The organism is Kribbella sp. NPDC051718, assembly GCF_040681515.1.
Taxonomy (GTDB): Bacteria; Actinomycetota; Actinomycetes; order Propionibacteriales; family Kribbellaceae; genus Kribbella.
The window spans coordinates 114,920-139,432 of sequence record NZ_JBFAYZ010000003.1 but is presented as its reverse complement, the minus strand read 5'-3'; the positions used below and the strand labels follow the sequence as shown (position 1 = coordinate 139,432).

The 24,513-nt window shown below is 67.7% G+C and carries 24 protein-coding genes and 1 other RNA gene; 12 read left to right on the top strand and 13 right to left on the bottom strand.

All coding sequences use genetic code 11. The features are described from left to right. Positions 1-26 precede the first annotated feature (26 nt). Together map and AB0M15_RS12280 are read left to right on the top strand one after the other, a co-directional pair. A complete protein-coding gene (map, locus tag AB0M15_RS12285) occupies positions 27-875 on the top strand; it encodes a type I methionyl aminopeptidase (protein ID WP_363816834.1) in 849 nt (282 codons plus the stop codon). Then, entirely contained in the window at positions 872-1,255 is a 384-nt protein-coding gene (locus AB0M15_RS12280; RefSeq protein WP_363816832.1) for a GNAT family N-acetyltransferase, read from the top strand. The genes map and AB0M15_RS12280 overlap by 4 nt, the downstream gene beginning before the upstream one ends. Here AB0M15_RS12280 and AB0M15_RS12275 read toward each other — a convergent pair. From AB0M15_RS12275 to AB0M15_RS12265, 3 genes are read right to left on the bottom strand one after another with little or no spacing between them, the layout of a single operon-like run. Then, complete coding sequence (locus tag AB0M15_RS12275; RefSeq protein ID WP_363816830.1) at positions 1,243-1,707, bottom strand: GNAT family N-acetyltransferase; 465 nt, start codon at positions 1,705-1,707, stop codon at positions 1,243-1,245. The genes AB0M15_RS12280 and AB0M15_RS12275 overlap by 13 nt on opposite strands. Then, the gene (locus AB0M15_RS12270) at positions 1,708-2,490 is read right to left on the bottom strand and encodes a nucleotidyltransferase domain-containing protein (protein ID WP_363816828.1); all 783 of its coding nucleotides are present in this window, start codon (positions 2,488-2,490) and stop codon (positions 1,708-1,710) included. After that, entirely contained in the window at positions 2,487-3,962 is a 1,476-nt protein-coding gene (locus tag AB0M15_RS12265) for a peptidase S10 (RefSeq protein WP_363816826.1), read from the bottom strand. Before AB0M15_RS12265 ends, AB0M15_RS12270 begins: the two co-directional genes overlap by 4 nt. Positions 3,963-4,029: 67 nt before the next feature. Here AB0M15_RS12265 and AB0M15_RS12260 point away from each other — a divergent pair, with 67 nt between their 5' ends. Both AB0M15_RS12260 and AB0M15_RS12255 read left to right on the top strand, forming a co-directional pair. Then, a complete protein-coding gene (locus tag AB0M15_RS12260) occupies positions 4,030-4,425 on the top strand; it encodes a nuclear transport factor 2 family protein (RefSeq protein WP_363816824.1) in 396 nt (131 codons plus the stop codon). Then, the gene (locus AB0M15_RS12255; RefSeq protein ID WP_363816822.1) at positions 4,425-5,033 is read left to right on the top strand and encodes a TetR/AcrR family transcriptional regulator; all 609 of its coding nucleotides are present in this window, start codon (positions 4,425-4,427) and stop codon (positions 5,031-5,033) included. The genes AB0M15_RS12260 and AB0M15_RS12255 overlap by 1 nt, the downstream gene beginning before the upstream one ends. 102 nt (positions 5,034-5,135) lie before the next feature. Here AB0M15_RS12255 and AB0M15_RS12250 read toward each other — a convergent pair whose 3' ends face one another. From AB0M15_RS12250 to AB0M15_RS12240, 3 genes are read right to left on the bottom strand one after another with little or no spacing between them, the layout of a single operon-like run. Further along, entirely contained in the window at positions 5,136-6,275 is a 1,140-nt protein-coding gene (locus tag AB0M15_RS12250; RefSeq protein ID WP_363816820.1) for a ThuA domain-containing protein, read from the bottom strand. Positions 6,276-6,288: 13 nt separating this feature from the next. Next, positions 6,289-9,105: a carbohydrate-binding protein gene (locus AB0M15_RS12245; RefSeq protein WP_363816818.1), complete on the bottom strand. Its 2,817-nt coding sequence runs from the start codon at positions 9,103-9,105 to the stop codon at positions 6,289-6,291. 14 nt (positions 9,106-9,119) lie between these two features. Beyond that, complete coding sequence (locus AB0M15_RS12240) at positions 9,120-11,894, bottom strand: hypothetical protein (RefSeq protein WP_363816816.1); 2,775 nt, start codon at positions 11,892-11,894, stop codon at positions 9,120-9,122. Positions 11,895-12,111: 217 nt separating this feature from the next. On the opposite strand from AB0M15_RS12240, the gene AB0M15_RS12235 reads away from it, so the two are divergent. From AB0M15_RS12235 to AB0M15_RS12225, 3 genes are all read left to right on the top strand, one after another. Beyond that, a complete protein-coding gene (locus AB0M15_RS12235; protein WP_363816814.1) occupies positions 12,112-12,480 on the top strand; it encodes a DUF952 domain-containing protein in 369 nt (122 codons plus the stop codon). A gap of 7 nt (positions 12,481-12,487) precedes the next feature. Further along, positions 12,488-12,891, top strand: an RNA gene (gene rnpB / locus AB0M15_RS12230) — RNase P RNA component class A. Between the two features lie 55 nt (positions 12,892-12,946). After that, complete coding sequence (locus tag AB0M15_RS12225; RefSeq protein WP_363816812.1) at positions 12,947-13,777, top strand: pyridoxal-phosphate dependent enzyme; 831 nt, start codon at positions 12,947-12,949, stop codon at positions 13,775-13,777. Here the strand turns inward: AB0M15_RS12225 and AB0M15_RS12220 are convergent. Both AB0M15_RS12220 and AB0M15_RS12215 read right to left on the bottom strand, forming a co-directional pair. Next, positions 13,774-14,454 carry a DUF899 domain-containing protein gene (locus tag AB0M15_RS12220; RefSeq protein ID WP_363816810.1) on the bottom strand — a complete coding sequence of 227 codons (681 nt, stop codon included), beginning with the start codon at positions 14,452-14,454 and terminating at the stop codon, positions 13,774-13,776. The genes AB0M15_RS12225 and AB0M15_RS12220 overlap by 4 nt on opposite strands. 142 nt (positions 14,455-14,596) lie before the next feature. Continuing rightward, positions 14,597-15,724: an MFS transporter gene (locus AB0M15_RS12215; protein WP_363816808.1), complete on the bottom strand. Its 1,128-nt coding sequence runs from the start codon at positions 15,722-15,724 to the stop codon at positions 14,597-14,599. Between the two features lie 52 nt (positions 15,725-15,776). Between AB0M15_RS12215 and AB0M15_RS12210 the strand changes: the two genes are divergently transcribed. Next, the gene (locus AB0M15_RS12210) at positions 15,777-16,511 is read left to right on the top strand and encodes a helix-turn-helix transcriptional regulator (RefSeq protein ID WP_363816806.1); all 735 of its coding nucleotides are present in this window, start codon (positions 15,777-15,779) and stop codon (positions 16,509-16,511) included. Here AB0M15_RS12210 and AB0M15_RS12205 read toward each other — a convergent pair. Continuing rightward, positions 16,508-17,011, bottom strand: coding sequence for a GNAT family N-acetyltransferase (locus AB0M15_RS12205; RefSeq protein WP_363816804.1), 504 nt, complete (start codon positions 17,009-17,011; stop codon positions 16,508-16,510). The genes AB0M15_RS12210 and AB0M15_RS12205 overlap by 4 nt on opposite strands. 28 nt (positions 17,012-17,039) lie before the next feature. On the opposite strand from AB0M15_RS12205, the gene AB0M15_RS12200 reads away from it, so the two are divergent. Further along, positions 17,040-17,606 carry a TetR/AcrR family transcriptional regulator gene (locus AB0M15_RS12200; RefSeq protein WP_363816802.1) on the top strand — a complete coding sequence of 189 codons (567 nt, stop codon included), beginning with the start codon at positions 17,040-17,042 and terminating at the stop codon, positions 17,604-17,606. Here the strand turns inward: AB0M15_RS12200 and AB0M15_RS12195 are convergent. The 4 genes from AB0M15_RS12195 to AB0M15_RS12180 all read right to left on the bottom strand — a co-directional run bounded on the left by AB0M15_RS12195 (position 17,595) and on the right by AB0M15_RS12180 (position 22,133). Then, positions 17,595-19,031: an RNB domain-containing ribonuclease gene (locus AB0M15_RS12195; protein WP_363816800.1), complete on the bottom strand. Its 1,437-nt coding sequence runs from the start codon at positions 19,029-19,031 to the stop codon at positions 17,595-17,597. The genes AB0M15_RS12200 and AB0M15_RS12195 overlap by 12 nt on opposite strands. Positions 19,032-19,082: 51 nt before the next feature. Further along, positions 19,083-20,216: a bifunctional RNase H/acid phosphatase gene (locus AB0M15_RS12190; protein WP_363816798.1), complete on the bottom strand. Its 1,134-nt coding sequence runs from the start codon at positions 20,214-20,216 to the stop codon at positions 19,083-19,085. Further along, positions 20,213-20,938 carry a C4-type zinc ribbon domain-containing protein gene (locus tag AB0M15_RS12185; protein ID WP_363816796.1) on the bottom strand — a complete coding sequence of 242 codons (726 nt, stop codon included), beginning with the start codon at positions 20,936-20,938 and terminating at the stop codon, positions 20,213-20,215. The genes AB0M15_RS12190 and AB0M15_RS12185 overlap by 4 nt, the downstream gene beginning before the upstream one ends. A 61-nt stretch (positions 20,939-20,999) precedes the next feature. Next, positions 21,000-22,133: a Nif3-like dinuclear metal center hexameric protein gene (locus AB0M15_RS12180; RefSeq protein WP_363816793.1), complete on the bottom strand. Its 1,134-nt coding sequence runs from the start codon at positions 22,131-22,133 to the stop codon at positions 21,000-21,002. A gap of 58 nt (positions 22,134-22,191) precedes the next feature. Between AB0M15_RS12180 and AB0M15_RS12175 the strand changes: the two genes are divergently transcribed. The 3 genes from AB0M15_RS12175 to AB0M15_RS12165 all read left to right on the top strand — a co-directional run bounded on the left by AB0M15_RS12175 (position 22,192) and on the right by AB0M15_RS12165 (position 24,442). After that, on the top strand, positions 22,192-23,274 hold the full coding sequence (locus AB0M15_RS12175; RefSeq protein WP_363816791.1) for a hypothetical protein: 1,083 nt from the start codon (positions 22,192-22,194) through the stop codon (positions 23,272-23,274). A gap of 63 nt (positions 23,275-23,337) precedes the next feature. Continuing rightward, positions 23,338-23,850 (top strand): SigE family RNA polymerase sigma factor, encoded by a 513-nt coding sequence (locus tag AB0M15_RS12170; RefSeq protein WP_363816789.1) that lies wholly within the window; start codon positions 23,338-23,340, stop codon positions 23,848-23,850. Then, complete coding sequence (locus AB0M15_RS12165) at positions 23,843-24,442, top strand: hypothetical protein (protein WP_363816787.1); 600 nt, start codon at positions 23,843-23,845, stop codon at positions 24,440-24,442. Before AB0M15_RS12170 ends, AB0M15_RS12165 begins: the two co-directional genes overlap by 8 nt. Positions 24,443-24,513: the final 71 nt, after the last annotated feature.

Sequence of the window (24,513 nt, the reverse complement as noted above, 5' to 3'; positions counted from 1 at the left end):
TAACGGCTCATTAGAATGATCTCACCATGTCGCTTCTCACTCCTGGCATCATCTCGCCTCGCCGTCCGGTACCCGCGTCCATTCCCCGTCCCGAGTACGTCGACAAGCCGGCCCCGACGCCGTACGACGGTTCTTATGTGACGTCACCCGAACTGGTCGAGAAGATGCGCGTGGCGAGCAAACTCGCGGCGCAGGCGCTCGAAGCAGTCGGTGCGGCCGCGAAGCCGGGGGTGAGCACAGACGAGCTCGACCGGGTCGGCCACGAGTATCTGGTGGAGCGCGGCGCGTATCCGTCGACGCTCGGCTATCGCAACTACCCGAAGTCGCTGTGTACGTCGGTCAACGAGGTGATCTGCCACGGCATCCCCGACGACCGTCCGCTCGAGGACGGTGACATCGTCAACGTCGACATCACCGCGTTCCTCGACGGGGTGCACGGCGACACCAACGCGACGTTCCTGGTCGGCGACGTCGACGAGGAGAGCCGGCTGCTGGTCGAGCGCACCCGCGAGGCGCTGAACCGTGGCATCAAGGCGGTCAAGCCCGGTCGCCAGGTCAGCATCATCGGGCGCGTGATCGAGTCGTACGCGAAGCGCTTCGGCTACGGCGTCGTCCGCGACTTCACCGGCCACGGCATCGCCACCGCTTTCCACTCCGGCCTGATCATTCCGCACTACGACGACGAGCGTTTCGACGACGTGATCGAACCCGGCATGACGTTCACCATCGAGCCGATGCTCACCCTGGGCTCCTACGACTACGACCTGTGGGACGACGGCTGGACCGCCACCACCAAGGACAAGTCCCGCACCGCCCAGTTCGAGCACACCCTGCTGGTCACCGACACCGGCGCCGAAGTCCTCACCCTGCCGTGACGCTGACGACGTACACCCGCGACCACCTCGCGGGAATCGTCGCCCTCTGCGAAGGCGAAGACTGGCCGAGCTTCGGCGCAGATCTCGACCGCGCCCACGCAGTCCTGACGGCTCCCGGCGTGACAACCGTCGTCGCCCTCGACGGCGACCTCGTCATCGGCTTCGCCTACGCCCTGAGCGACGGCCACCTCGCCGCCTACCTGTCGATGATGGCCGTCCACAACCAGTACCGCCGCAAGGGCGTCGGCCGCGACCTCGTCGAGTACGCGTTCCCTCTGACCGGCGCCCAACGAATGGACCTCGTCACCGACGACGCCGGCGCCTTCTACAAGTCCTTCGAACACCGCACCTTCGGGGGCTTCCGCATCTACCCCGGCTGAAAACCCAGTACTCCGTACAGCTTCAGCGCCGCTGTGTTGTCAGGCAGGACGTTCAGGGCGAAGCGCCCAGGTGATTGCGCCATGCACTCGGTGAGAAGGGCGCTGGCGAGGCCCTTGCGGCGCCAGGTGGGTGCGGTGAACGCCTCGATGATGAAGGGGCAGTCAGGGGTGTCCGGCCAAGGGGCGCGGTCGACGATGAGCACCGCGCCGATCATCTCGCCGCCGTTGAAGGCGAGGCGGCTGGTTGCGAGGTTCAGGGGGCCGTAGGTGCCTTCGAAGGTTAGGCGGATGTCTTCGATGCCGGCTGCTTCGTTGTCGACTACGGGCGGGTTGTACGCCTCGTAGTACAGGCGGCCGAGTGCTTCGGCGTCGGTTGGGGACGGCTCTCGGAGTACGACGCCTGGTGGGGGCGGGGTGACTGCGACAGGGGCCGCCTCGCGGATGTAGAGCATCTACAGGGCGAGGGCTGTGGTGATGACCTTGCGGCCGTAGGGGACGGCGGATTTCGCGTCAGCCACGGTGAAGGTTTCGGGTTTGCCGGAGCGGTGGTCGAGGCAGCGGTGGAGGAGTGGGGACCACTCGGGGAAGGCGATCAGGGCGTGTTCGCCGGCGGCGGTTTTGGAGATGATGTTGCCGGTGGCAAGGAGTGCGTGGAGGCGGGGGACGCCGAGCATCACCCAGGGGAGGATCCAGGCGTCTACGACCTCGTCGTCGGGGTGGTCGGCGAAGGCGGTCTCGAGGGCGTCGAAGCGGCCGGCCCAGTACGTTGTGAGGTTGTCGCGGGTGAATGCTTCGAGTGCTTCCTGGTCGTCGTGCACGGTCAGATCGGGCGTCTTACGGACGGCGATCGAGTGCCGGGCCAGCTCGGGCCAGAGGACCGGCGAGACCGGACCGGTGGCGTCCGGCGCGACACTGAGCTCGGCGGCCGTCAGGTAGGTGACATCAAAGCCAGGTGACGACGGCAACTGCTCGTGCACGGCGCGTGCCGCCGCGACCTCCACCTCGGTCAACGGCGACGCCACAACCACCACGCCGTCGATGTCGCTGAGCCCCCGCCGGTAGTCGCCGAGTGGGATCGAGCCGGTCAGGTACAAGCCGGTCACCTGCCCCGGCAGCGCCTGGTCGATCAGCTCCAGGTATCGCGTCGTCGTAGCGCTGACCTCAGCCGGCAGCACCGGACCTCCACCGTCGGCGGGCAGCGTCAGGTAGGTGGTTTCCGGTGCGGGTTGGGTCATCGGTTACTGGCTCCCTTGATGAAGGCGGCCAGGTCCTTGGACTGCTGTCGCCGCGTCGGTTCGTGCACGTACATCATGTGACCCGCCGGGTAGTCGCAAAGTTCGATGTTGTCGTGAAGTTCTGCCGGAATCTGCAACCGGCCGAGCGTGTACCGGGTCGCGAAGTACGGCGTCGCGCAGTCGTAGTAACCCGATGCGACGTGCACCTTGAGGTGCGGATTCGCCCGCATCGCCTCGGCCAGCTTGTCGGCGACGTTGACGTGGTTGTTCTCGAACTCCTTGTACGACCAGTCCTTGGCCGCGGTAGTGCTGAGGAACTCGTACGGCAGGTCGTTGTGGTAGTCGAGCTCCGCATGCAGGTAGTGGTTCAGCGCCGCCGTGTACGGCCCGATGATCGCCCGGAACGACGGATCATCGGTCGACGTCTCACCGGCGGAGTCCGGATCCCAGCCGGTGAACCGCGCGTCCAGCCGCCCCATCACCTGGCGCCGCTCACGCAGCACCGCGGCGAAGAACCGCGTGTGCTCGACGCGCAGGTTCACCCGGTCGAGGTAGTCCTCCGACAGCCCGCTCAGCGCAGCCAGCCGGCCCAGCACCTCCGCGCGGAAGTCCTCCGGAATACGGTTGCCCTGAGCAAGCGCATTCGGGTAGCGCCCGGCCGCGAACCGTTCCGCGTCGGCGAGCACCTCTTCCAGCGACTGGTCCGGGATCAGCCCGTGGTAGTGCGCGGCCGCGGCGTACGACGGCAGGAACATCGTGTACGGCAGGTCGTTGGCCGGCCCGAACTCGAGCGTGCTGAACTCCAGTACCGCCGAGATCAGCATGACCCCGTTCAGGTACATCCCGTGCCGGTCCTGCAGATGCGCGGCCAGCCCGGCGGCACGCGTCGTACCGTACGACTCCCCCGCCAGGAACTTCGGCGACATCCAGCGTCCGTTGCGCGACGTCCACAGCCGGATCACCTCGCCGACGGACTCCAGGTCGGCCGTGAAGCCGTGATAGTCCCCCGGCTTCTCCCCCTCGACAGCACGCGAGTAGCCGGTCGACACCGGGTCGATGAACACCAGGTCGCTGTCCTTCAGCAAGGTCTCCGCGTTGTCCACCAGCCCGTACGGCGGTGGCGCGAGCTCGCCCGCGTCGCCGGACACCACCCGGCGCGGCCCGAGCAGCCCGAGATGCAGCCAGATGCTCGACGACCCCGGCCCGCCGTTGAACGCGAAGGTCACCGGCCGGCTCCCCGGATCGGCGTCGTCCAGCGTGTACGCCGTCAGGAACACCTCGGCCTTGGGCACGTGCCCGTCGGACTTGCCGTCGGTCACCACCTCCTGGCGCAGCACGACCCGCCCGGTGGTCGCCGTGTACTGCAGCTTCCGCCGCCCGGCCGTGAGTGTGTGCCGCGTACTGACCAAGTCGTCAACCGGCCCGGTCTTCACGCTTGCCGCGGTCTCCGGAGCCTGCTCAGGGGTAGCCATGCGCGAAAACCTATCAGCGTGAGCTAATGTTTGACACCAGTGTCAAACATGGCCCGAAGGAGGACGGATGGAGAGCACCCGCGCGGTCGAGCTGGTGGAGGCGTTCTGGCGCGAGGTCTGGAACGCCGCGGACCCCGGCGCGGTCGACCGGTTCGTCACCGACGACTTCGTGATCACCAACGCCGGCCGGGACATCGTCGGCCGGGAGGCGTTCAAGACCTGGATCGCCGCGTTCCTGGCGGAGCTGCCGGATCTGCGACTCACCGTGATCGAGACCTTCGCGAACGCCGACGGCAGCCGGGTCGCGTCACGCTGGCGGATCACCGGAACGAACAACGGCTATCACCACACGGCGGCCATCGGCGATCAGATCAGCTTCACCGGTACTGCGGTGTGGCAAGTGAGCGAGGACGGCAAGCTGCTGCACAACTGGGTGGAGCGGTCCGCGCCGGTCGCCGCCTGATGGCCGGCGTCCGGCAGTTCGACGAGACGGCCGTTGTCGAGCAGGCGCTGGGCGTCTTCTGGGAGAAGGGCTACCGGGCGACCTCGATGCTCGACCTGGCCGCGGCGACCGGCGTACAACGTGGGTCGCTGTACCACGCGTACGGCGGCAAGGAGCAACTCTTCACGAAGATCTTCAGCCAGTTCGCGGAGGACTTCCTAGCAGGCGCTGAGCGGGCACTAGAGCCTGATGATCCACGGCAGGCACTCACCGACCTCTTCGACTACTGCATCGCCTCTATCACCACCGGTACGCCGTCACGCGGCTGCCTGTCGACTCGCACCGCCGTCGAAGCAGCCGAACCGCAGGTCGACGCCGCTGTCCAGGCCATGCTCGACAGCCTGGAAGAACGCGTCGCCAACATGCTCACCCGCACCACCAGCTCCAGCGCCCACGCCGGCGCGAGGGCGAGCGCTCGCGCGCGCAGCGCGCTGTCCGTGCCGCCGCGGGACGCGGCGCGGCTCGTCGTCGCGATGACGCGAGGACTCGCCGTCCTGGAACGCGTCTACGGCGATCCCGCCCGGCTGCGAGAAACCGCCGCCACCCTCGTCACCGCGTTGCTGAGGTGACAGTTGTGGCGACCTTGAACACCTACTGGCGACCTTGAACAAGTTATTTCATGTTCAAGGTCGCCATTGGGTGTACGAGGTGACGAGTTCTGGCCGGTGGAGCTAGCTGATGGTGAAGGTGTCGATGTCGAACAGCGCGCCTGAGCCGCCGCTGAAGGTCAGGAACAGGGGGCCGCTGCCGGAGCCGGTCAACGTGGTCGAGATCGTCTGGAAGTTGTCCCAGCCGCCTGTGACCGGCACTGCGACCGTGCCCAGGATCGGTCCGGTCGCCGAGCCCGAGCGGATCCGGATCGTGCCACCGGCGCCACCCGACGAGATCCGCGCGGAGAAGCTGGTCTTGCCGCTCGTGTTGACCTGCGAATAGCCGGCCCAGTCACCGTTGTCGATGTACCCGAGCGTCTGACCACCACTCGCTCCCCCATGCCCGGCGACCTGTACGCCGGACTGCGACGTGAACGCCTCCCCCTCGATCGACGTCACCGGCGGAGTCGCACCGACACCTGCGGCGTACTGGATGCCGCCGAGCAGGTGCTTGCGGAACGCCTGATCGGAGTACGACTCGATGGTGTGCCCGAAGCCCGTGTAGAACGACCGGCCCGAGCCCTGCGCGTGGTACCAGGCGATCGGGTGATCGCCCATGTTGCCGCCGCTGTAGGTGGACTCGTCGAGGTTGATCAGCACGTGCACATTCGGCCTGGGGTTGGTGCGGTAGTTGTACAGCTCATCTGTGCGGACCCAGGTGGTGCCGAGATGCGACGTCGACAGATGCGTCCGGTCCTCGACTCTCGCGGTCACCTGCTGGATCGCCGGGTGGCTGTGGAACCAGGCGCCGACCAGCGTCCCGTAGTACGGCCAGTCGTACTCCGTGTCCGCGGCCGCGTGCACCCCGACGTACCCACCGCCACCGTTGATGTAAGTCTCGAACGCCGTCTGCTGCGCAGCATTCAAAATGTCGCCGGTCGTGCTCAAGAAGACGACGGCCTTGTACGCCGCCAACTGCGACGCGGTGAAGACCGCACTGTCCTCGGTCGCGGTCACGGTGAACCCGTTGGCGGCCCCAAGATCCCGGATCGCCTGGATGCCGGCCGGGATGGAGTCGTGCCGGAAACCAGCGGTCTTGCTGAACACCAGCACCTGGTAGGGAGCTGCGGCGAAGGCCGTCAGCGGTTGCCAGCCGAGAGCTCCGCCGACGACCAGCAGTGCACCGCCGACGAGGCCTTCACGACGCGTAAAAGTAGTCATTGTTGTGTCCTGTTCACGAGATGGTGAAGGTGTCGACGTCGAAGAGCGACCCGGATCCGCCGATGAAGCTCAAGAACAACGGCCCGCTGACATTGCCGGTCAAAGCGGTGGAGACCGTCTGGAAGTTCTCCCAGCCACCCGTCGCCGGTACTGCGACAGACCCGAGCAACGTCCCCGTCTGCGAACCCGACCGGACCTGCAGCGTCCCGCCCGGCCCACCCGACGAGATCCGCGCACTGAAGCTGGTCTTACCGGCCGTGCTCACCTGCGAGTACCCCGCCCAGTCACCGTTGTCGATGTACCCGAGCGTCTGACCGCCATTGGCCCCGTTGTGCGCCGCAACCTGTACGCCGGACTGCGACGTGAACGCCTCGCCCTCCGCCGTGGTCCCGGTGGACCCCGAGGTCGCGAAGGTGAACGCGTCGAGATCGAACAGGTTGCCCTGCCCCGTCACGCCCTTGAAGACGAAGAACAGCGTCGTCGTCCCGGCCGGCTTGTTGGTCAGGTTGGCCGACACGTTGGTGAACGTCTCCCAGCCACCCGTCGGCGCCACCGTCATCGTGCCCATCAACGTCCCGGTCGCCGATCCGGCCCTGACCTCGATCGTCCCGCCGACACCACCCGACGACACCCGCGCGCTCACCGACGTCGCGTTGCTGACGGCGTACGGCGTGAACGAGATCCAGTCGCCGTTGTCGACGAACCCGACGGTCTTGCCGCCTTCCGCCGGCGGGTGGTCGGCCAGCTGGATGCCCTGCTGCGCACCGAAGTGCTCGGCCTGCCGGTGTCGCGGCTGCAGCTTCCGCACGCTGTGCGTGGTGAGCCCGCCGTTGTCCGTGTACTCCGCGTCGAAGACGCCGTAAACGTTGGCCGCTGGGTCATGCTCACCATCGATCGGTACTGCGATCGACCCACTGCACCCGTTCTTGGAGGTGATCTGGTGCTGGTGCACGTCATGACCGAGGAGGTACGTGACCTTCACCCGACTGCAGTCGATCGTCCCGTCCTCCGGATCCGACACGTTCACCTGGAACGGCACGGTGTCGCCGAAGGAGAACAGCTGTCCGTCGGCCGGCGTCTGCAACGCCACCGACGGAGCCGTGTTGCCCACACTGATCGCGACATTCGCCGACCCCGTCAGTCCGGCCGGATCGGTCACGGTCAACGTCGCCGTGAAGTTGCCGGCCGTGTTGTAGGTGTACGACGGGTTGGCCTGCGTCGACGTGCCGCCGTCGCCGAAGGTCCATCGATACGTCAGCGCGCCGCCTTCGGGGTCCGAGCTGCCCGCCGACGAGAACGCGACGGTGAGTGGCCGGCCGCCGGAGGTCGGCGTACCGGCTGCCTTGGCGATCGGGTTGCGGTTGGTACTGCCCTTGTAGTCGATCCGCCACAGGGCCTGGTTGTTGGAGCCCGTGCCGTAGTCGAGGACATAGAGCGCGCCCTCCGGACCGAACGCCATGTCCATCACCTGGGTGCCGGTCCACGGGAACGCGCCGATGTCGCCGACGCCTCCGCTAGAGGTCACCTCGATCGCTTTGATCCACTGCCGGCCGAGCTCGCCGGCGAAGTACCGGCCGTCGAGCGACTGTGGGAACTTCGTCGCCGAGTTGAGGTTCGGGTCGAAGCGGTAGACCGGTCCGCCCATCGGCGACTCGGAGCCGCCGTTGCCGAACTCGGGCGGGGTGCCCGCGTCACCGCCGTACCGGATCCAGGCCGGCTTGGCCGGGAGCAGCTTGGTCTGACCGGTGTTGCGGAAGGAGTTGTTGGTGACGCCGCCGGCACAGTCGAACTTCGCGCCGGACGGGCCGCTCGGGAACTGGAAGTCGTTGTACGTCTCGACGCTCGTGTTGGTGCCGGTGCAGTACGGCCAGCCGTAGTTGCCCGGTGCGGTGATCCGGTCGAACTCGACCTGGCCGTTCGGGCCGCGGTTCGGGTTCGTTGAGCCGGCGTCGGGTCCGTAGTCGCCGAGGTAGACGATGCCGGTCGGCTTGTCGACACTCATCCGGAACGGGTTGCGGAAGCCCATCGCGTAGATCTCCGGCCGGGTCTGCGCGGTGCCCGGCGCGAACAGGTTGCCGCTCGGGATCGTGTAGCTGCCGTCCGGCTGGGGCTTGATCCGGAGCAGCTTGCCGCGCAGGTCGTTGGTGTTGCCCGCGGTACGTTGCGCGTCGAACTGTGGGTTGCGCGTGGTGCGCTCGTCGATCGGCGTGTAGCTGTCCGACTGGAACGGATTGCTGTCGTCGCCGGTGGTCAAATAAAGGTTGCCAGCGGCATCGAAGTCCAGATCGCCGCCGACGTGACAGCACTGGCCGCGATCGTTCGGTACGGCCAGCACGACCTTCTCACTGGCCAGGTCGAGCGTCTTGTCGGTCTTCAGGATGAACCTGGACAGGTGCAGTTCGCCCTTGAACCGGTCCCAGTCGGCCTGGGTGCCGTCGGTCGGCGCGTCACCGTCAGGGGTGGACAGCCTCGGTGAGTAGTAGAGGTAGACGTAGCGGTTGGTGGCGAAGTTCGGGTCGACGGCGACGCCTTGCAGGCCTTCCTCGTCGTGGGTGTAGACGTTGAGCCGGCCGGCCACGGTCGTCGTACCGGCCGCGTCGGTGATCCGGACTGTTCCGTCCCGCGCGGTGTGGACGACGGATCGGTCGGGCAGGATCGCCAGCGACATCGCCTCGCCCAGCTCACCCGAGCCGGTCGCCAAAGACACTTGCTGGTAGTCGCCGGGCGGGATCGTGGAGCCCGCCTGGGCTTGCGGTGCGCTCAGTCCGAGTGCTGCGGTCAGTGCGGCGGTGATCAACAACGAGAGCCGCCGGACGCCTTTCTTCTTCATATCGGTGGTACTCCTCAGTTGTTGATCAAGTCGAATTGTTCCCACGGGCCGATCGCGTCTCTGTTGGCGATCAGTGGGGCGGCACCGGCGTTGTCGGCGCAGACGAGCTTGTTGTTGACCGCTGCCCGGAAGCTGACCGTGCCGTCGCCGTTGCGGATCAGCTGGAAGGTCTCCCAGGAGCCGACCGCCTGGTTCTTGGCCAGCAGCGGCGCGGCGCCCGCGTTGTCCGCTGCCACCAGGAGGTTGTTGGCCTTGGCCCGCAGCGACACGTTGCCGCCGCCGAGGTCGGTCATCTCGTACTGCTGAGCCGTACCGTTCGTCGTACTGTCGGCGATCAGCGGCGTACCGGTGCCGGCGGTGACGTACTTGCCGTTGGCACGCGCTTTGAGGCTGATCGTCCCGGTGCCCGAGGTTGCCTTGGGCAACCCGATGGTCGCCTTGTCCCAGCGGCGGGCGGTCGTGGCCGGCGTACCGGTGAGAGCTTGGAACGGCTGTACGGCGGTCCCGGTCTTCTCGACCAGGTAGGACTTGCCGGACTGCGCCGGGATCGTGAAGGAGGCGTTGGTCTGCGGGCCGACCACCGTGGCCCGCGTCTGACCGTCCAGCACCGTCACGCTCTGGCCGGGCCAGGGGCTCCGGACGACGAGTTGCTGGTTCGCGCCGGACGAGATGGCGACGGTGGTGGGGCTGCCGTTCGCGATCTGGACGTGGACCCGCGATTTGTGGCCGATGGCAACGGTTCCTTCGCCGGACCAATCCGAGGGCCAGGACGGGCCGATGCGCAGTACGCCGTCGTAGTCCTGGGCCAGCGCCTCGGGCACGGTTGCCGCGAGTACGCCGGACTGCTCGATGTACGGCTCTTGCGCCGGCTGGGCGGTGAAGCTGGCCATCCCGGACGGGTACACCTGGAACTGCCTGATCGCCGCCAGCAACGCCGTCTTCATCTCGGTCGGCAGCCCGAGCCTTGCCGCATGCAGTGAGTCGTAGCTCCACGAGTTGCTGTTGACGTAGCTGCGGGACGCGTAGGTACGCCGCGCAAGCGCGGTCAACGACCCGCTGTCGCCGATCAGGTTGAACGGCCAGACCGCCTCGAGGCCGATGTTCTCGCTGTTACGTCGCTGCGCTGCCGGCTGGGTGGAGGGACCGATCATGGTGTTGCCACCTGCATCGTTCGCCGGGGTCAGCAACTGGGTCTGCGTCGCCGTGTCGGTCCGCGGCAACGTCTGGATCTTCGGGATCGCCGCATTGAGTTGGCTGACCAGAGCCGCGTCGACGTTCAGGAGTTGCGCAGCCTTCACCGCGATCGGGAAGAAGGCCTGCATCGCCGCGATGTCGGTGGTCGGATCGGTGACGTCCCACTGAGTCTCGTGGGCGTTCGACCTGGTGTGCAGCTTGCCGTCCGAGCCGGTGGTGGCATGCGAGAGCAGGAACTGCGCCGCGCCCTTGATCAACGGGTAGTGCGACTGCAGGAAGGCCTGGTCGTCGGTCATCCGGTAGTGCTCCCAGACCCACAGCCCGACCTCCGCCCCCGTCGTGACGTTGAGCGAGTTCCATTGCGGAGTGATGGTCGAATCGCAGGACGAGTTGTCCGTCCCACCGTTGTAGGTGCCGTTGCCGTTGAACCGCATCGTCTCCGGTACGCACAGGCCCGTTCGGCCGGGCATGTGCGCGCTGGTCCAGGACGCGATCGCGTCGACGTTGTCCTGGTAGAGGCGGAACATCGGATCGTTCAGATTCGGCACCCCGGCCGAGACGTTGGCCGCGACCTGCATGCGGAGATTCCAGAACCAGTAACCGGACGGATACCAGTCGCGCTTGTCCTGCGAGAAGGTGAACAGGTCCGCGACCCCGGCCTGTGACCCCGGCAGCACGCCCCGGCTCTGGGCCGCGCTCGCGTACAGGAAGATCGTCCGCAGGTTCTCGACGTATTCACCGGTCCCGTCGGCCGAACTGATCTTGATCAGGCCGGCCTGGCTCCAGTAGTTGTGCCACCACTGCAGATGCGCGTCCCGTACTTCGTTCGCGGGCCTGGTGGCGGCCCCGTTGAGTACTGCGTTGGTGGTCGCGATCGAGTCGCCACCGGTCCAGGTCGGCGCGGCGACGACGACCCGGAACGAGCCATCGGTGTTGGGCTGGAAGGCGACCTGGGCGGTGAGGTTGTTCGGGGTCGAGCCGACGACGTTGCGACCGCCGGCCGTCACACCGGCCAGCGAGCCGAAGGTCCGGCCCGAGGCACCGGCGCCGTTGTTGTCGACCCAGGTTTCGGCGAGTGCTGCCACCGCTCCCGATGCGCGGGCGGTCGGGTTGCGGCCGGTCCAGAGTTTGACCTGGGCGGTCTGGGTCGCGTTGGGGTCGGCGCCGGTGACGTCGACGACCAGTTGCTGGGTGTCCGCCCGGATGAAGGCGGTCAACGTCATGCCGCCACCACTTTGGCGGAGCATCCCGTCGTACAGGTCGACCCGGCCGGTGAAGTCGGCGGCGCTGGTCATCCGGGACAGGCCCGGGATGACGACCTGGCCGAGCGACTTGCGGTCGGGGAAGGTGTCGGTGCGGTTGAGTTGGGCGGTGAACCCGTTGGCGGACCAGACGGCTGCTCCCAGGGCGCCGTTGCCGAGCGGGAGTGATTCGGTCGGCGCGGGGTTGGCGCGGCCGAGGATGATGTCGGAGCGACGGACCAGGTTCGGCCGGTCGACGACGAAGGAGCCGTTCTGCCAGGCCGTCGTACCGGCCGCTGGTAGTGCGGTTGCCGGGCCGCTGGTGACCACCGATCCTGCGACGAGTGCTGTCACCAGCAGCAGTCTGGGCAGGAGCTTTGGACGGAGCTTCGGCAGGTTTTTTGGCAGGCGGGATCGCAGGAGGTCGTTCATCGGATCTCTCCTGGAGATGGAGCGGACCGGTGACCTGGGGGCGGAGAGGATCACCGGTAGACATCGGATCTTTCTGTGCTCACGCTGCGCTGTCAAGGGGCTACTGGTTCCGGAACATCGGGACCGCTAATGTCTGCGCATGGCTTTGATCCTGCATTTGGCCTTCGTCGCGGAGTGGGAGGCCGCCCAGCGGGCGGGTAGCTACCGGATCTCCACCCGGGGCAAGTCGCTCGACGACGGCGTGACCTTCATCCACTGCTCCCGCCCGGACCAGGTCGCCGCGGTCGCGAACTCCTTCTACGCCGACGTGACCGAGCCGCTGTGCCTGCTCGTCATCGACACCTCGCTGCTGGTGTCGGCCTTGTGCGACGAGGATCTGGAGGCGATCGGCATCTCGTTCCCGCATCTGTACGGTCCGCTGAACCTGGATGCCGTCGTCGACGTCCGCCCCTACGATCGGGCCGCCGACGGCCGATACCCGGAAGTGAGCGCGCAGGCCCTATCCTGAGGGTGAACGGGCCGGTCGGGCGATCGCGTCGTTCACCGGAGACGGTGGGCGCCGAGGAAAGTCCGGACTCCACAGGGCAACGTGGTGGGTAACGCCCACCCGGGGCAACCCGCGGGACAGTGCCACAGAGAACAGACCGCCAGCGGCCTGGATGGACCCCGTGGTTCATCGAGGTGCGGGTGAGGGTGAAACGGTGGTGTAAGAGACCACCAGCTCCGCAGGCGACTGCGGAGGCTAGGTAAACCCCACGTGGAGCAAGGCCAAGAAGGACGACGGGCAACCGCCGTCCGCGCGAGCGTTCGAGGGCTGCCCGTCCGAGCTCGCGGGTAGGCTGCTAGAGGTGCCCGGCAACGGTCACCGTAGATGGATGGTCGCCGATTACAGGATCCGGCTTACAGACCGGCCCGTTCACTAGTGTCCCGATAGCGTCAAGCCACATCGCTTACGGGACACTAACCTGATCCTCGTGCTCAACCTTCGCCTGCCGTCACCGGTCGTGGAACTTCACGACGACCGGCTGGCTGCCGCAGGGGTGCGGGTGCTGCTGAAGCGCGACGACCTCATCCACCCCGAGGTGCCCGGCAACAAGTGGCGCAAACTCAAGTACAACCTGCCTCCGTCGGGCACCACGTTGCTGACCTTCGGCGGCGCCTACTCCAACCACCTCCGCGCGGTCGCCGCGGCGGGCCACCACTACGGCTTCGACACCATCGGCGTGGTCAGAGGCGAAGAACACCTGCCTCTCAACCCGTCCCTCGCCTACGCCACCGCCCACGGAATGCGCCTCACCTACCTGGACCGGACGTCGTACCGCTCGAAGGACGCCGCTCTTGCTGGTCTGCACCAGCAATTCGGCGACTTCTACCTGCTGCCCGAGGGTGGCGCCAACCTGCATGCCGTCCGCGGTTGCGCCGAGCTCCTCGGCGAGATCACCGACCCCTTCGACGCACTCTTCTGCGCAGTGGGCACCGGCACCACCCTCGCCGGCCTGGCCGTCGGCCAGCAGCTCACGATCGGCGTACCGGTCCTGAAGGCAGCTCTGGAAGACGACATCGTCGCGCTCCAGCAAGCAGCCTTCGGCGAACGCGTCGGCCGCTGGCGACTCGAGCCCGGCTACCACTTCGGCGGCTACGCCAAGCGGAAGCCGGCGCTGGACTCCTTCATCGACGACTTCAGCGCCAGACACGGCCTGCTGCTGGACTGGGTCTACGAGGCCAAGATGATGTACGCCCTCTTCGACCAAGTCCGCCAGGGCGCCTTCAGCACCGGTACGACGATCGTCGCGCTGATCAACTAGGTCCCCTGCCGCCCCAGAGCGGTCAGGTCGATGACGTTGGTCGTGAACCCCATCGAGTCGCAGCCACGTCCGTACGTCGAATAGGTGTGGTGCACGCCGTCGCCCACCCGCAGGAAGCAGCTCAACCCGTGCAGGTCGAACGGCTGCTCCCCCTGGACGAGCCCACCGGTCGGCAGCTCGTCCCACTCGGCCTTGCTGCGGTAGTTGTAGGACAGCGGGACGACCGACTCGTCCAGCGTCACGTGGTAGTCGTAGTTGAACCTGCTCCCGGCCGACGAGTACCACGGGAACGACCAGCCCTGCTGCTCCTTGTACGCGGCGATCTTCTCGTACGGAGCGCGGGACACCGCCACGAAGGTGGTCGTCAGCTCGTGGAGACCCTTCAGCCGCCCGATGTCGTGGGCGAACCACGTGCAGTTCGGGCAGCCCGCATCCCAGTCCGGCTGGAACATGAAGTGGTAGACGGCCAACTGCCGCCGGCCCTCGAACAGGTCGAGCAGCCGTACTTCACCGGCCGGGCCTCCGAAGACGTAGTCCTCGGAGACCTCGACCATTGGCAGTTGGCGGCGCTTCGCGTTCAGCTCGTCGCGTCGCTTGGTGAAGTCCTTCTCCTCGTCCAGGAGGCGCTCTCGCGCCACCAGCCACTCTTCCCGCGACACGATCTCCGGCAGTTCCATCTCGACAACTCCTCGTCATGAGCCGACCTGGCACCGGTACGTCGGAACCACCGCCGAGCACTCGACATCCCAGCTCCACCTTGTGCTCCGCCTGAGCGTTTGGCTGCCTCCAGAACGCTCAGGTCGAGCACAAAGTCGAGGGTCAACCGGGCTCGGGCTCGGGCTCGGCGAGGCGGCGGGTGAGGAGGGTGGCTAGGGCGGGGAGGGTGGCTAGGCAGGCTAGGACTAGTTGGAGCGAGGTTGCCTTGGCCGCTGCGGCCAGCGCCGGGGCGAGCACGCCGCCTGCGCTGACGGCCAGGCCGAGGGTGACGCCGCTTGCTGTGCCGACTCGGGTTGGGAGGTAGTCCTGGCCGAGCGTGATGTGCAGGGAGAAGGGGATGTAGAGGGCTATGGCGGTCAGGGCGACGAAGAGGAACAGTGCTGCCGCTGGGATGAGGGCTACTCCGGCCAGGGCGACAGCGGCGACGGCGTAGGACCAGCGCATGGTGACGAGCCGGCCGTAGCGGGTGGCCAAGCGGCCGCCGAGCAGGGTGCCGATGACGCCGCCGCCGAACAGTACGAAGAGAGTCGTCGCGCTGGCGCCCGCGCTGAGGTGGAGTCGCTGGCCGATGTACAGGCTGAGGAAGGTGCTCAGGCCGACATATGTGATCGAGCGCAGGACGATGATCGCCGTCAGCGTGCGGAAGGCCGGCCAGTCGTCGACGCCGAGCAGTTCGCGCGGTCGCAGTCGAGCCGCGCCACCCGATCGGAGCAACGGCACGGTGATGGCGGCGCCCGCGACGGCGGGGAGGATGAGGAGTGGGCTTGCCGCCAGACCGGAGTACGCGAGCAGCGGACCGGCCGCAGGGGCGACCGCGAAGCCGAGGTTGCCGCCGAGCGAGAACCAGCTCATCCCGACATGACTGCCGCCGGTGACCGACCGCGCCGTACGGGCCGCTTGTGGGTGGTACGCGGCGACGCCGACGCCGGTGAGGCCGATCGCCGCGAGCGCGAAGGGGTACGAGGAGGAGACGCCGATCAGCGCGACGCCGAGGCCGGACGTGAACATGCTCGCGGGGATCAGCCACGGCATCGACCAGCGATCGGTCAGCAGACCGAAGACCGGCTGGACCACCGAGGAGAGCAGCGTCGCGGCCAGCACGAACCCGGAGACGGCGAGGTAGTCGTAGCCGCGCTCGGCGACCAGGAACGGCACCAGCACGGGCACGATCCCCTGGTACAGGTCGACGCTGCCGTGGCCGGCGGACAACAGGGCGGTCTTTCGTTTCACACGTTTCAGCCTGGTCGCTCACCGGGCTGACCGGCTTCCGATAATCTGACAGATGATGTCGATTCCCCGCCACGCCCCGATCGCGCCGACCGCGCTCCGCAGGCTCGCCTCCGGCGCGGGGATCGACGCGCATCGGCACGACGACCACCAGATCGCGTACGCCGCCCGCGGCGTGCTCGCCGTGACCACCGATCGCGGCCATTGGATCGCCCCGGCGACCCGCGCGATCTGGGTGCCGGCCGGGACCGTCCACGAGCATCGCGCCTACGGCCCGACCGACCTCCACCTGGTCGGTCTCACCGACAACCCGATCGGCCTGGACACACCCGCCGTACTGGCCGTCGGCCCACTGCTTCGCGAGCTGATCATCGCCTACACGGCCGACCCCTCCGACGCCAGCGACGCACGTGGACGTCTCCGCAGCGTGCTACTCGATCAGCTCGAGCGATCACCTCAGCAGCCAATCCGGTTGCCTGTAGCAACGGATTCCCGGCTCGCCGCCGTCTGCGACCTCCTGTACGCCGACCCCGCCGACGGCCGCGGCCTGGCCCAACTCGGCCGGCAAGTAGGAGCCTCCGACCGCACCCTGTCCCGTCTGTTCCGCCAGGAGTTCGCGATGACGTTCCCCCAATGGCGCACGCAACTCCGCCTCCACCACGCGCTGATCCAGCTGGCCGAAGGCGAACCGGTCACCACCGTCGCCTACCGCTGCGGCTGGTCCAGCCCGAGCGCCTTCATCGACGTCTTCCGCCGCACCTTCGGCCAGACGCCTGGCAAGCAGTTCTAGAGATCAGCCTCGTACGTCTGGCTCAGCAGGCCCTCGCCGAAGAGGTCATGCGGCTCCTCGCCGGTCAGCTTGAAGCCGCGCGCCAGGTAGATGTTGCGAGCGGCAACCAACGGATCGTTGGTCCACAGCACCATGCGTTTGTGGCCGGACTCGCGAGCGAAGGCCATACAGGTGTCGACAAGCCGGGCACCGAGTCCGTGACCGCGCGCCGACGGATGGAGTAGCAGCAGCCGGAGCTTGGCGGTTGCCTCGTCCGGACCACGCACGCAGAAGACGCTGCCCATCCGCTCACCGTCCTGCTCCGCGATCCAGGCCGCCTCACGATCCGGGTCGAAGTTCTTGCCGAAGTCGGCGACGATCTGCGCCACCAGCGCCTCGTACTCCATCCCCCAGCCGTACTCCGCGGCATACAGCTCGCCGTGCGCCTGCACCACCCAGCCGAGGTCCCCCGGCCGGTCTGCCCGTCTGATCTCCATCTGCCCACCTCGCTCTACTGACACGACTGTTTCAGTAGGAGATACTAGCCCGGTGACCACGACGAAACCAGCCCCTTCGGCCCGGGAGACCGAGCTGCTCGAGCTCGCCTACGCGTACTCGCTGACCCACGGGCTGGCCGATCTCTCGCTCCGCCCGCTTGCAACAGCGATCGGTTCGAGCCCACGGGTGCTGCTGTTCCTGTTCGGCAGCAAGGACGGTCTGATCCGCGCCCTGCTCACCCGGGCGCGCAGCGACGAGCTCGTGCTCCTGCAACAGCTCACCAGCCAGTACGCCGAACCGCCCGGCCTCGACGTGGTCGCCCGCGAGCTGTGGACCTGGCTGGCAGCCGAGGAACGCCGCCCGCTGATGAAACTCTGGGTAGAGGCGTACGGCCGCTCGCTGGTCGCCCCCGACGGCCCATGGTCCGACTTCGCCCGCTCGACCGTCGACGACTGGCTCGACCTGTTCAAGTCCGTCCAGCCCGGCAAAGACAGCAAAGCCGCGCAGGCTCGGCGTACCGGAGTACTGGCCGTCCTGCGCGGCGGATTGCTGGACCTACTCGCTACTGGCGACACCACTCGGGTGACGGCAGCGGTGCTCGCTCAACTAGGGGGCTAGCTCGAAAGCGACCGTCCGCTTGGCGATGTCGGCCTCGGTGAGCTTGACGCGGACCGGCTGGCCGAGTGGGAGCGCCGCCGTACCGGTGACGCGGCCCTCGATCGCCAGCGTGGACAGGGCGACGATGCCCCGGGTCGGCTCGCGGTCGTCGACGTCGGTGATGACGCCGTCGAAGGTGGAACCGACCTGGTCCGCGACGAGGCCGGCCTCGACCATGCCGACGATCGACCGCTCGTAGGCATGCGCCTTGCGGTCGCACTCCTCCATGATCTTGGGGATCTCGTCCATCGACTCCCGCACCCAGGCCGGTACTTCGGCATCCGCGCACAGCGCGACGCAGATCTCGCTGGTCCAACGGTCGGCCAGCCGGCGCAGCGGCGCGGTGACGTGCGCGTACTCCGACTTCATCGCGGCGTGCTCCGGTTGCGCCGGAACCCCACCGGAGAAGGACGTGTAGCCGGCGCCACGGAAAAGTACCGTGCAGGCGGCCAGCATCGCCGCGTGCGCGGGCACCTTGGGATCGAGGCCGTGGATGAACTCGGCGTACGACGTGCCGACCGGCCACGGGATGCTGAGCGCCTTGGCCGTGTTCTCCAGCTTGCGCCGAAGGTCGTCGTGCGACTCGGGCAGCGTGCGGAGGATGCCGATCTCGCCGTACATCATCAGGTGCGCGGCCGCCATCCCGGTGAGCAAGGAGATCTGCGCGTTCCAGCCCTCGACCGGCAGCGGCGCGCGGAACTCCAGCGTCCATTGGCCGTCGGAGGTGACGACCTCCTGGTCCGGGATGGGCAGGTTGACGCCGCCGCGCTCGAGTTCGCGCTGCTCGCGGAGCTTGCCGACCTCGCGGAGCAACTGCAGGCTCTCCGAAGCGGTGCCGGCGTCGAGGTCCTTCTGGACACCCGCGTAGTTGAGCTTGGCACGCGACCTCACCAGCGCGCGCTTGCAACTCACGTCTGTGCCTTCGCCGGATGCGTCCACCGTGATGGTCCACAGGATCGCCGGGCGGACCTGGTCGGGGAGCAATGACGCCGCGCCCTCGGACAGCTCCGGCGGGTGCAGCGGTGTGCGCTTGTCCGGCGCGTAGAGCGTCTCGCCGCGTTTGCGTGCTTCGACGTCGATCGGGTCACCCGGCTGGACGAACGCGGCGACGTCGGCGATCGCGTAGTGCACCGTGTAGCCGTCGCCGGCCCGCTCGATGTGGACGGCCTGGTCGAGGTCCATCGAGTCCGGCGGATCGATGGTGACGAACTCGATCTCGGTCCGGTCCAGCTCCGGCAGCCGCGGGTTGGCCGCGGCGGTCAGCGCCGCCTCGACCACCGCCGGCGGAAACTCCGCCGGCACCTCGAGCTCCCGCCGGATCGCCTGCAACGAGGTCCGGAAGACCTCCGGAACCTCTTCGGCGAAATGCACTCTCTGCAACGGCACGCGACCACTCCGTCCATCCGCCGGGCACCCCGTCGTGCCGCGGTACTGGGGTCAGACTAGTGCGGGTTGGACGTTGAAGGACTTAAGTGAGGCGAGGCCGTCGGCGTACCAGTGGATCTCGGTCAGGGTGGCGGGGGCGAGCTCCATCCGGAAGAGGGAGTTCATCGGGGCCTGGAGGACCGAGCGGACCATCAGTTTGATCGGGGTCACGTGGGTGACCACGAGTACCGTCTTCCCCGGGTACGCCGCGAGCAGGCCGTCGCGGGCGGACCTGGCGCGCCGGGCGCAGGCGTCGAACGACTCGCCACCGGGCGGGGCGACGGTGGTCGATCCCATCCAGTCGTTGAGCGCGTCCGGCCACTTCTGCTGGACCTCGGCGAAGGTATGCCCGTCCCAGTCACCGAACGAGCACTCGACCCAGCCCTTCTCGACCTTCACGTCCAGCCCGAGCACCTCGGCCACCGCAGCCGCCGTCTGCTTCGTCCGTACCATCGGGGAACTGACGATCGCGTCGATGCCGCCGCGCCTGGCCAGGTACTGGGCAGCTGCTGCCGCCTGCTGCTGGCCGATCTCGCTCAGCGCCGGGTCGTCCCCGCCGGAACCGGAGAACCGCTTGTCGACGGTGTGTGGCGTCTGACCGTGCCGCAGGAAGATCAGCTGGGTCGGCGGCTCGGTCTGCGCGCCCCAACCCTGCATGGCCTTCTGCTGGTCCGAAGGCTCAGTCGGCTCGGCAGCCTTCGCGGCCGGGGCTTCAGTGGGGCGCAGCGGTACCGGCTTGCCGTCGAGCGCCATGTTGGCCAGCGCGTCGGCCGCGGCGTTCTGGGCGCGCGGCACCCAGGTCCACTCGGTCCCGAACGGCGCAAGCCCCTGTGCCTTGACCGCGAGCGGCTTCATGTCCGGGTGCTTGATCTTCCAGCGCCCGGCCATCTGCTCGATCACCAGCTTGGAGTCCATCCGGACCTCGATCGAGGCGTCCGGCGCGTACTCCCGGGCCAGCTCCAGCCCGGCGATCAGCCCGCTGTACTCCGCGACGTTGTTGGTCGCGATCCCGATGGTGACGCCGGCTTGGGCGATCACCTCACCGGTCTCCGGGTCACGCACCAGCGCGCCGTACGAGGCCGGGCCCGGGTTGCCCCGGGAACCGCCGTCGGCCTCGACGATGACGTGCGACGGGCCACTGCTCACAGGGTGCTCTCCGAGGTCCGTACCAGGATCCGGCCGCACTCCTCGTGGTGCAGGACGAGATCGGCCGCGGCGGCCTTGATCGCGCTCAGGTCCGACGGCGCCAGCTCCATCCGGCAGCCCATGCAGCGCTTGCCGACCAGCGGCGCGGCGCCGATACCGCCGTTGCGCTCACGCAGCTTCTGGTAGTTGGCGACCAGGGCGTCCGGCAGCTCGGCGGACACCTTGGCCCGCTCGTCGCCGAACTTCGCGCGCTGCTCGTCGAGCTCCTTCAGCGCGGCGTCGCGGGTGGCCTCCAGCTCGGCCTGCCGGCCGGCGAACGCGTCCGCGCGGGCCTGCAGGTCGGCCTGGACGACCTCGGCCGCCTCCAGCTTCTCCATCACCTCGAGCTCGGCGTCCTCCAGGTCGGAGATCCGGCGGTCGAGCGAGCCGATCTCGTGCTGCAGGTTCTCCAGGTCGCGCGGCGAGGTGACCTGGCCGGACTCCATCCGCTGCTGGTTGCGCGCCTTGCGCTGGCGGACCTGGTCGACATCGCTGTCGGCCTTCTTCTGCTCGCGCTTGAGGTCGCCGACCTCGGTGTCGGCGCTGACGAGTTCACGGTCGACACCCGACTTCTCCGTCGCCAGCTCGGCCAGCGCGGCGTGCTCGGGCAAGGACTTGCGCTTGTGCGCGACCTGATCCAGCTGCAGGTCGAGATCCTGCAGATCCAGCAACCGGCGTTGCACGGCGGGCTCGGCGTTCAGGGTCGGCTCCTTAGATCGCGTTCAGTTGTCAGCTGTGCACCGCTCAGAGCCGTAAGGTCCACGCGTCGGTGCAGAGCGTCGAGATGTGAGTGTCCACGGTACTGCCCTGCTCTGCCAACCCCGCGATCAGGAGTCGTTCCGCGTCTTTCAACCACGGCCACTCGCTGGCCCAGTGCGCGACGTCGACCAGCGCCGGCCCCTCGTCGTACGCCCGAGCCTCGGTCGCCGGATGGTGCCGGAGATCGGCCGTCACGTAGGCGTCCACCCCCGCCGCACGTACCCGTTCGAACTCGGAATCCCCCGCTCCACCGACCACAGCGACCTTCTCGATCAGCCGGTCAGGGTCACCTGACACCCGTGCGCCGTGCTCCGTCCGCGGCAACCGCTCCGCGACAAGCTCCGCGAACCGCTTGAGCGGCAGGGCCTCCGCCAGTACTCCGACCCGCCCGCCACCCCGCGTGCTCGGCAGGGCTGCCATCTCGTACAGGTCGAAGGCAGGCTCCTCGAACGAATGAGCCGACCGCAGAGCCTCGACCACCGCCCGCCGCCGATACCGCGGCAACACCATCTCAACCCGGTCCGAGGCCACCCGCTCGATCTCCCCAACCCTGCCGATGGTCGGATTGGCCCCCTCCAACGGCCGGAAGGTCTCCTCCCCCGCGGAACTCCAAGCCGCCCGCTCGTAATCCCCAACCTGCCCCGCGCCAGCCGCGGCCAGCGCATCAATCATCTGCTGGGTGTCCCCGACCGGCACATAGACGACGATCTTGTCCATCGGATCGCTCGGCATCGCCTTCAACGGCCTGGTGTCCTCGAGCCCGAGCGCCCCAGCCAACGCGTCACTGACGCCCGGATCAGCGTTGTCCGCATTGGTATGACACACCTGCAGCGCCGTGCCACTCCGGATCAGATCATGAACAACCCGCCCCTTAGGCGTAGTCGCCGCAACGCTACTCACCCCTTTGAGCAACAACGGATGATGCGTCACCAGCAGATCAAACCCACCAGCAATCGCCTCGTCGACGACGGCGCGCATCGGATCCACCGCAAACAACACCCGCCGCACCACCTGCCCCGGATCCCCGGTCACCAACCCAACCGCATCCCAACTCTCCGCCCAGGCCGGGTCGTACAACCGATCCAACACCTTGAGCACATCCGCCAGCGTCGTATCCACGCTCACATCCTGCCGCATGCACCGAACCGATGAGCCCCGGCCGCACTAGGGTGCGCGGATGACCGTTGTGGGGCGGCACGAAGAAGACCACTACATGCCGGAGAGCGGCATCCTCGTACTCCGGGAGCCGTGGGCAACGTCCTGGGAAGACCCGCTCTCGACGAGCAACGCGCATCCGGTCGGATCGATCGTCCGTACCGGGCAGGGCTGGGTCTATGCGTCGGGAGGCGACGGACCTTGCGTGGTGCGGTTGAGGTCGCACACGTCTCCACCGGCGGACGACGATGAGGATTGGACGGATCTCGTCGAGGCGCCGTATCGGAGCACCTCCGGAGCGGTCGGACTGACGACCATTACCGGTGGAGCCGACGAGGAACACCTGCCCCTGGGCGAGCCCGGGCTGTATCGGCTTCGCGTCGCCCATCGTCCGTTGCCGCAGACTGTTGAGGACGAGGAGTACCTCCAGCCGCGGGACCTGTGGCAGCTGGATTTCTGGCCGGTCGACGGCGCCGCTGAACCGCCACGCTGGCTGCGGCGACAGAATCCAACGGTCTGGCCGGCGGATCCGGGCTGGGGCAGGCTGCTCGGCTATCCGGCGGTCGACATCGTCAACGTGGTCGAGTGGAACAGCTCCGGTCCCGGGTTGACCGTTGATGACCTTCAGCAATGGGGCATCGACCACAACCGTGGCGACAACTGGCTGGATCAGCCGCTTGGACGGCAGTCCGCGTCACCTGGCTATCCCACCCTCGCGGAGATCGCCAACCAGGTCGGCTTGCCGGCACCGTCGGTACGACGCGAAATGCTGTCACTGGCCGTCGCACTCGGGTTCCTGACCTTCGACGGCCAGGGGTACGGACGTGCAGTGCAACCACCGATGGCCTTCGACGTACTCGACCTCTCCCCCAACGTGGTGAAGTTCCTCAAGGGCTCGTCACAGGTCAAGCAGTTCACCGGCTACGCCGCCGACCTGGTGTCGATCGCCTTGTGGGGCGGCGCCGAGCAGACCATCGCCTCCCTGGCCGACCGCACACTCGCTTCGGAGGAGAACGTACGAGCCACCCTCCGGTACGCCGAGACCCGCCGCCTGCTCCAGCTCGATCACCGACCGGAGAACCGCTTCACCCTGACAGCACTCTGAGCCCCGGGAACGTTTCTGGATGGCCAGGGACTCTTACGGGTGTGATGACATCGGTCGTGGGCCATGACGCAGACTGACGACGACTTCGCCGCGTACGCCGCGGCGCGTTACCCCGTGCTCCTGCGCACCGCCGTGCTGCTCGGCGCGAAGGTCGATGCGGCTGAGGACGCGGTGCAGAGTGCGCTGGTGCGGTGCTACCGGTCGTGGCGAGCGGTACGGCGGGCCGACAACACCGACGCCTACGTCTACAAAGTGCTGGCGAACACCATCGCGAAGAGCGGCCGGCGGCGCTGGCATGGCGAGATCCCGACCGAGGATGTGACCGAACGGGTCGGACACCGCGGCGACTACGCAGGGACCATCGCGACAGCCGTCACTCTGCGCCGGGCGCTGGCGGCACTCCCGGTCGACCAACGCGCCGTCCTTGTACTCCGGTTCTACGCCGATCTCTCTGAGCGGCAGACAGCCGAAGTACTAGGTATCGCCGTCGGCACCGTCAAGAGCCGTACCTCACGCGCCCTCGCCGCGTTGGAAGGCAGCGCTGTCCTGAAAGGCCTGGAGGACCACAATGCTTGAGAAGGAAGCCCGCACGCTGCTAGAGGCCGCCGTCTCCGACGTGACCACCCCCTCCCCTCCCATCGAAGCCCTCCTAACCCAAGGCCGCGCTTCACGCACCCGCCACCGAGCCCTCACCGCGGTCGGCGCCGTCTTCATCGTCCTCGCCCTAATCGGCATCGGGACAACCGTCAGCACCCTGAACAACAGCGCCCCCGTCACCTCCCAACCCCTACCCGCAAGCGCTACCCCCGAAGAGGTGATCCGAGCCTTCGTAGCCGCCGAGAACGCCCGAGACAAGACCACTGCCCTCTCCTACACGACCCCCCGCCACGCCGAAAGCATCCTCAGATCGGTCGGCGGCCCCTTCAAAGGCACCGGCCCCTTCGGCCTACGAAGAGCCAAACCCATCACCGACCTACGCCTGGAACCACCAGACAGCGAATACCCCCGCTCCGGCGGCGGCTCAATGGCCGACGGCTGGCAACAAGCCGTCTTCATCCGAGCCACCTACCAACGCCCCGGCAACCCCACCCGCACCCAATGGGGCTACCTACTAGTCCGCAACACCACCACCGACCGCTGGAAAATAGCCGACGAAGGCCCAGCCTGACCCGCGGCCCCCTCCGCCGCCGTGACAACCACACCGACGGAGGTCTGCAGGCCGCTGCGGATCGGCTGCTA

Coding starts and splice junctions, on each gene's coding strand:
- map (WP_363816834.1), top strand. CDS start 27: ATGTCGCTTCTCACTCCTGGCATCATCTCGCCTCGCCGTCCGGTACCC.
- AB0M15_RS12275 (WP_363816830.1), bottom strand. CDS start 1,707: ATGCTCTACATCCGCGAGGCGGCCCCTGTCGCAGTCACCCCGCCCCCA.
- AB0M15_RS12270 (WP_363816828.1), bottom strand. CDS start 2,490: ATGACCCAACCCGCACCGGAAACCACCTACCTGACGCTGCCCGCCGAC.
- AB0M15_RS12265 (WP_363816826.1), bottom strand. CDS start 3,962: ATGGCTACCCCTGAGCAGGCTCCGGAGACCGCGGCAAGCGTGAAGACC.
- AB0M15_RS12260 (WP_363816824.1), top strand. CDS start 4,030: ATGGAGAGCACCCGCGCGGTCGAGCTGGTGGAGGCGTTCTGGCGCGAG.
- AB0M15_RS12255 (WP_363816822.1), top strand. CDS start 4,425: ATGGCCGGCGTCCGGCAGTTCGACGAGACGGCCGTTGTCGAGCAGGCG.
- AB0M15_RS12250 (WP_363816820.1), bottom strand. CDS start 6,275: ATGACTACTTTTACGCGTCGTGAAGGCCTCGTCGGCGGTGCACTGCTG.
- AB0M15_RS12245 (WP_363816818.1), bottom strand. CDS start 9,105: ATGAAGAAGAAAGGCGTCCGGCGGCTCTCGTTGTTGATCACCGCCGCA.
- AB0M15_RS12235 (WP_363816814.1), top strand. CDS start 12,112: ATGGCTTTGATCCTGCATTTGGCCTTCGTCGCGGAGTGGGAGGCCGCC.
- AB0M15_RS12220 (WP_363816810.1), bottom strand. CDS start 14,454: ATGGAACTGCCGGAGATCGTGTCGCGGGAAGAGTGGCTGGTGGCGCGA.
- AB0M15_RS12210 (WP_363816806.1), top strand. CDS start 15,777: ATGATGTCGATTCCCCGCCACGCCCCGATCGCGCCGACCGCGCTCCGC.
- AB0M15_RS12175 (WP_363816791.1), top strand. CDS start 22,192: ATGACCGTTGTGGGGCGGCACGAAGAAGACCACTACATGCCGGAGAGC.
- AB0M15_RS12170 (WP_363816789.1), top strand. CDS start 23,338: ATGACGCAGACTGACGACGACTTCGCCGCGTACGCCGCGGCGCGTTAC.
- AB0M15_RS12165 (WP_363816787.1), top strand. CDS start 23,843: ATGCTTGAGAAGGAAGCCCGCACGCTGCTAGAGGCCGCCGTCTCCGAC.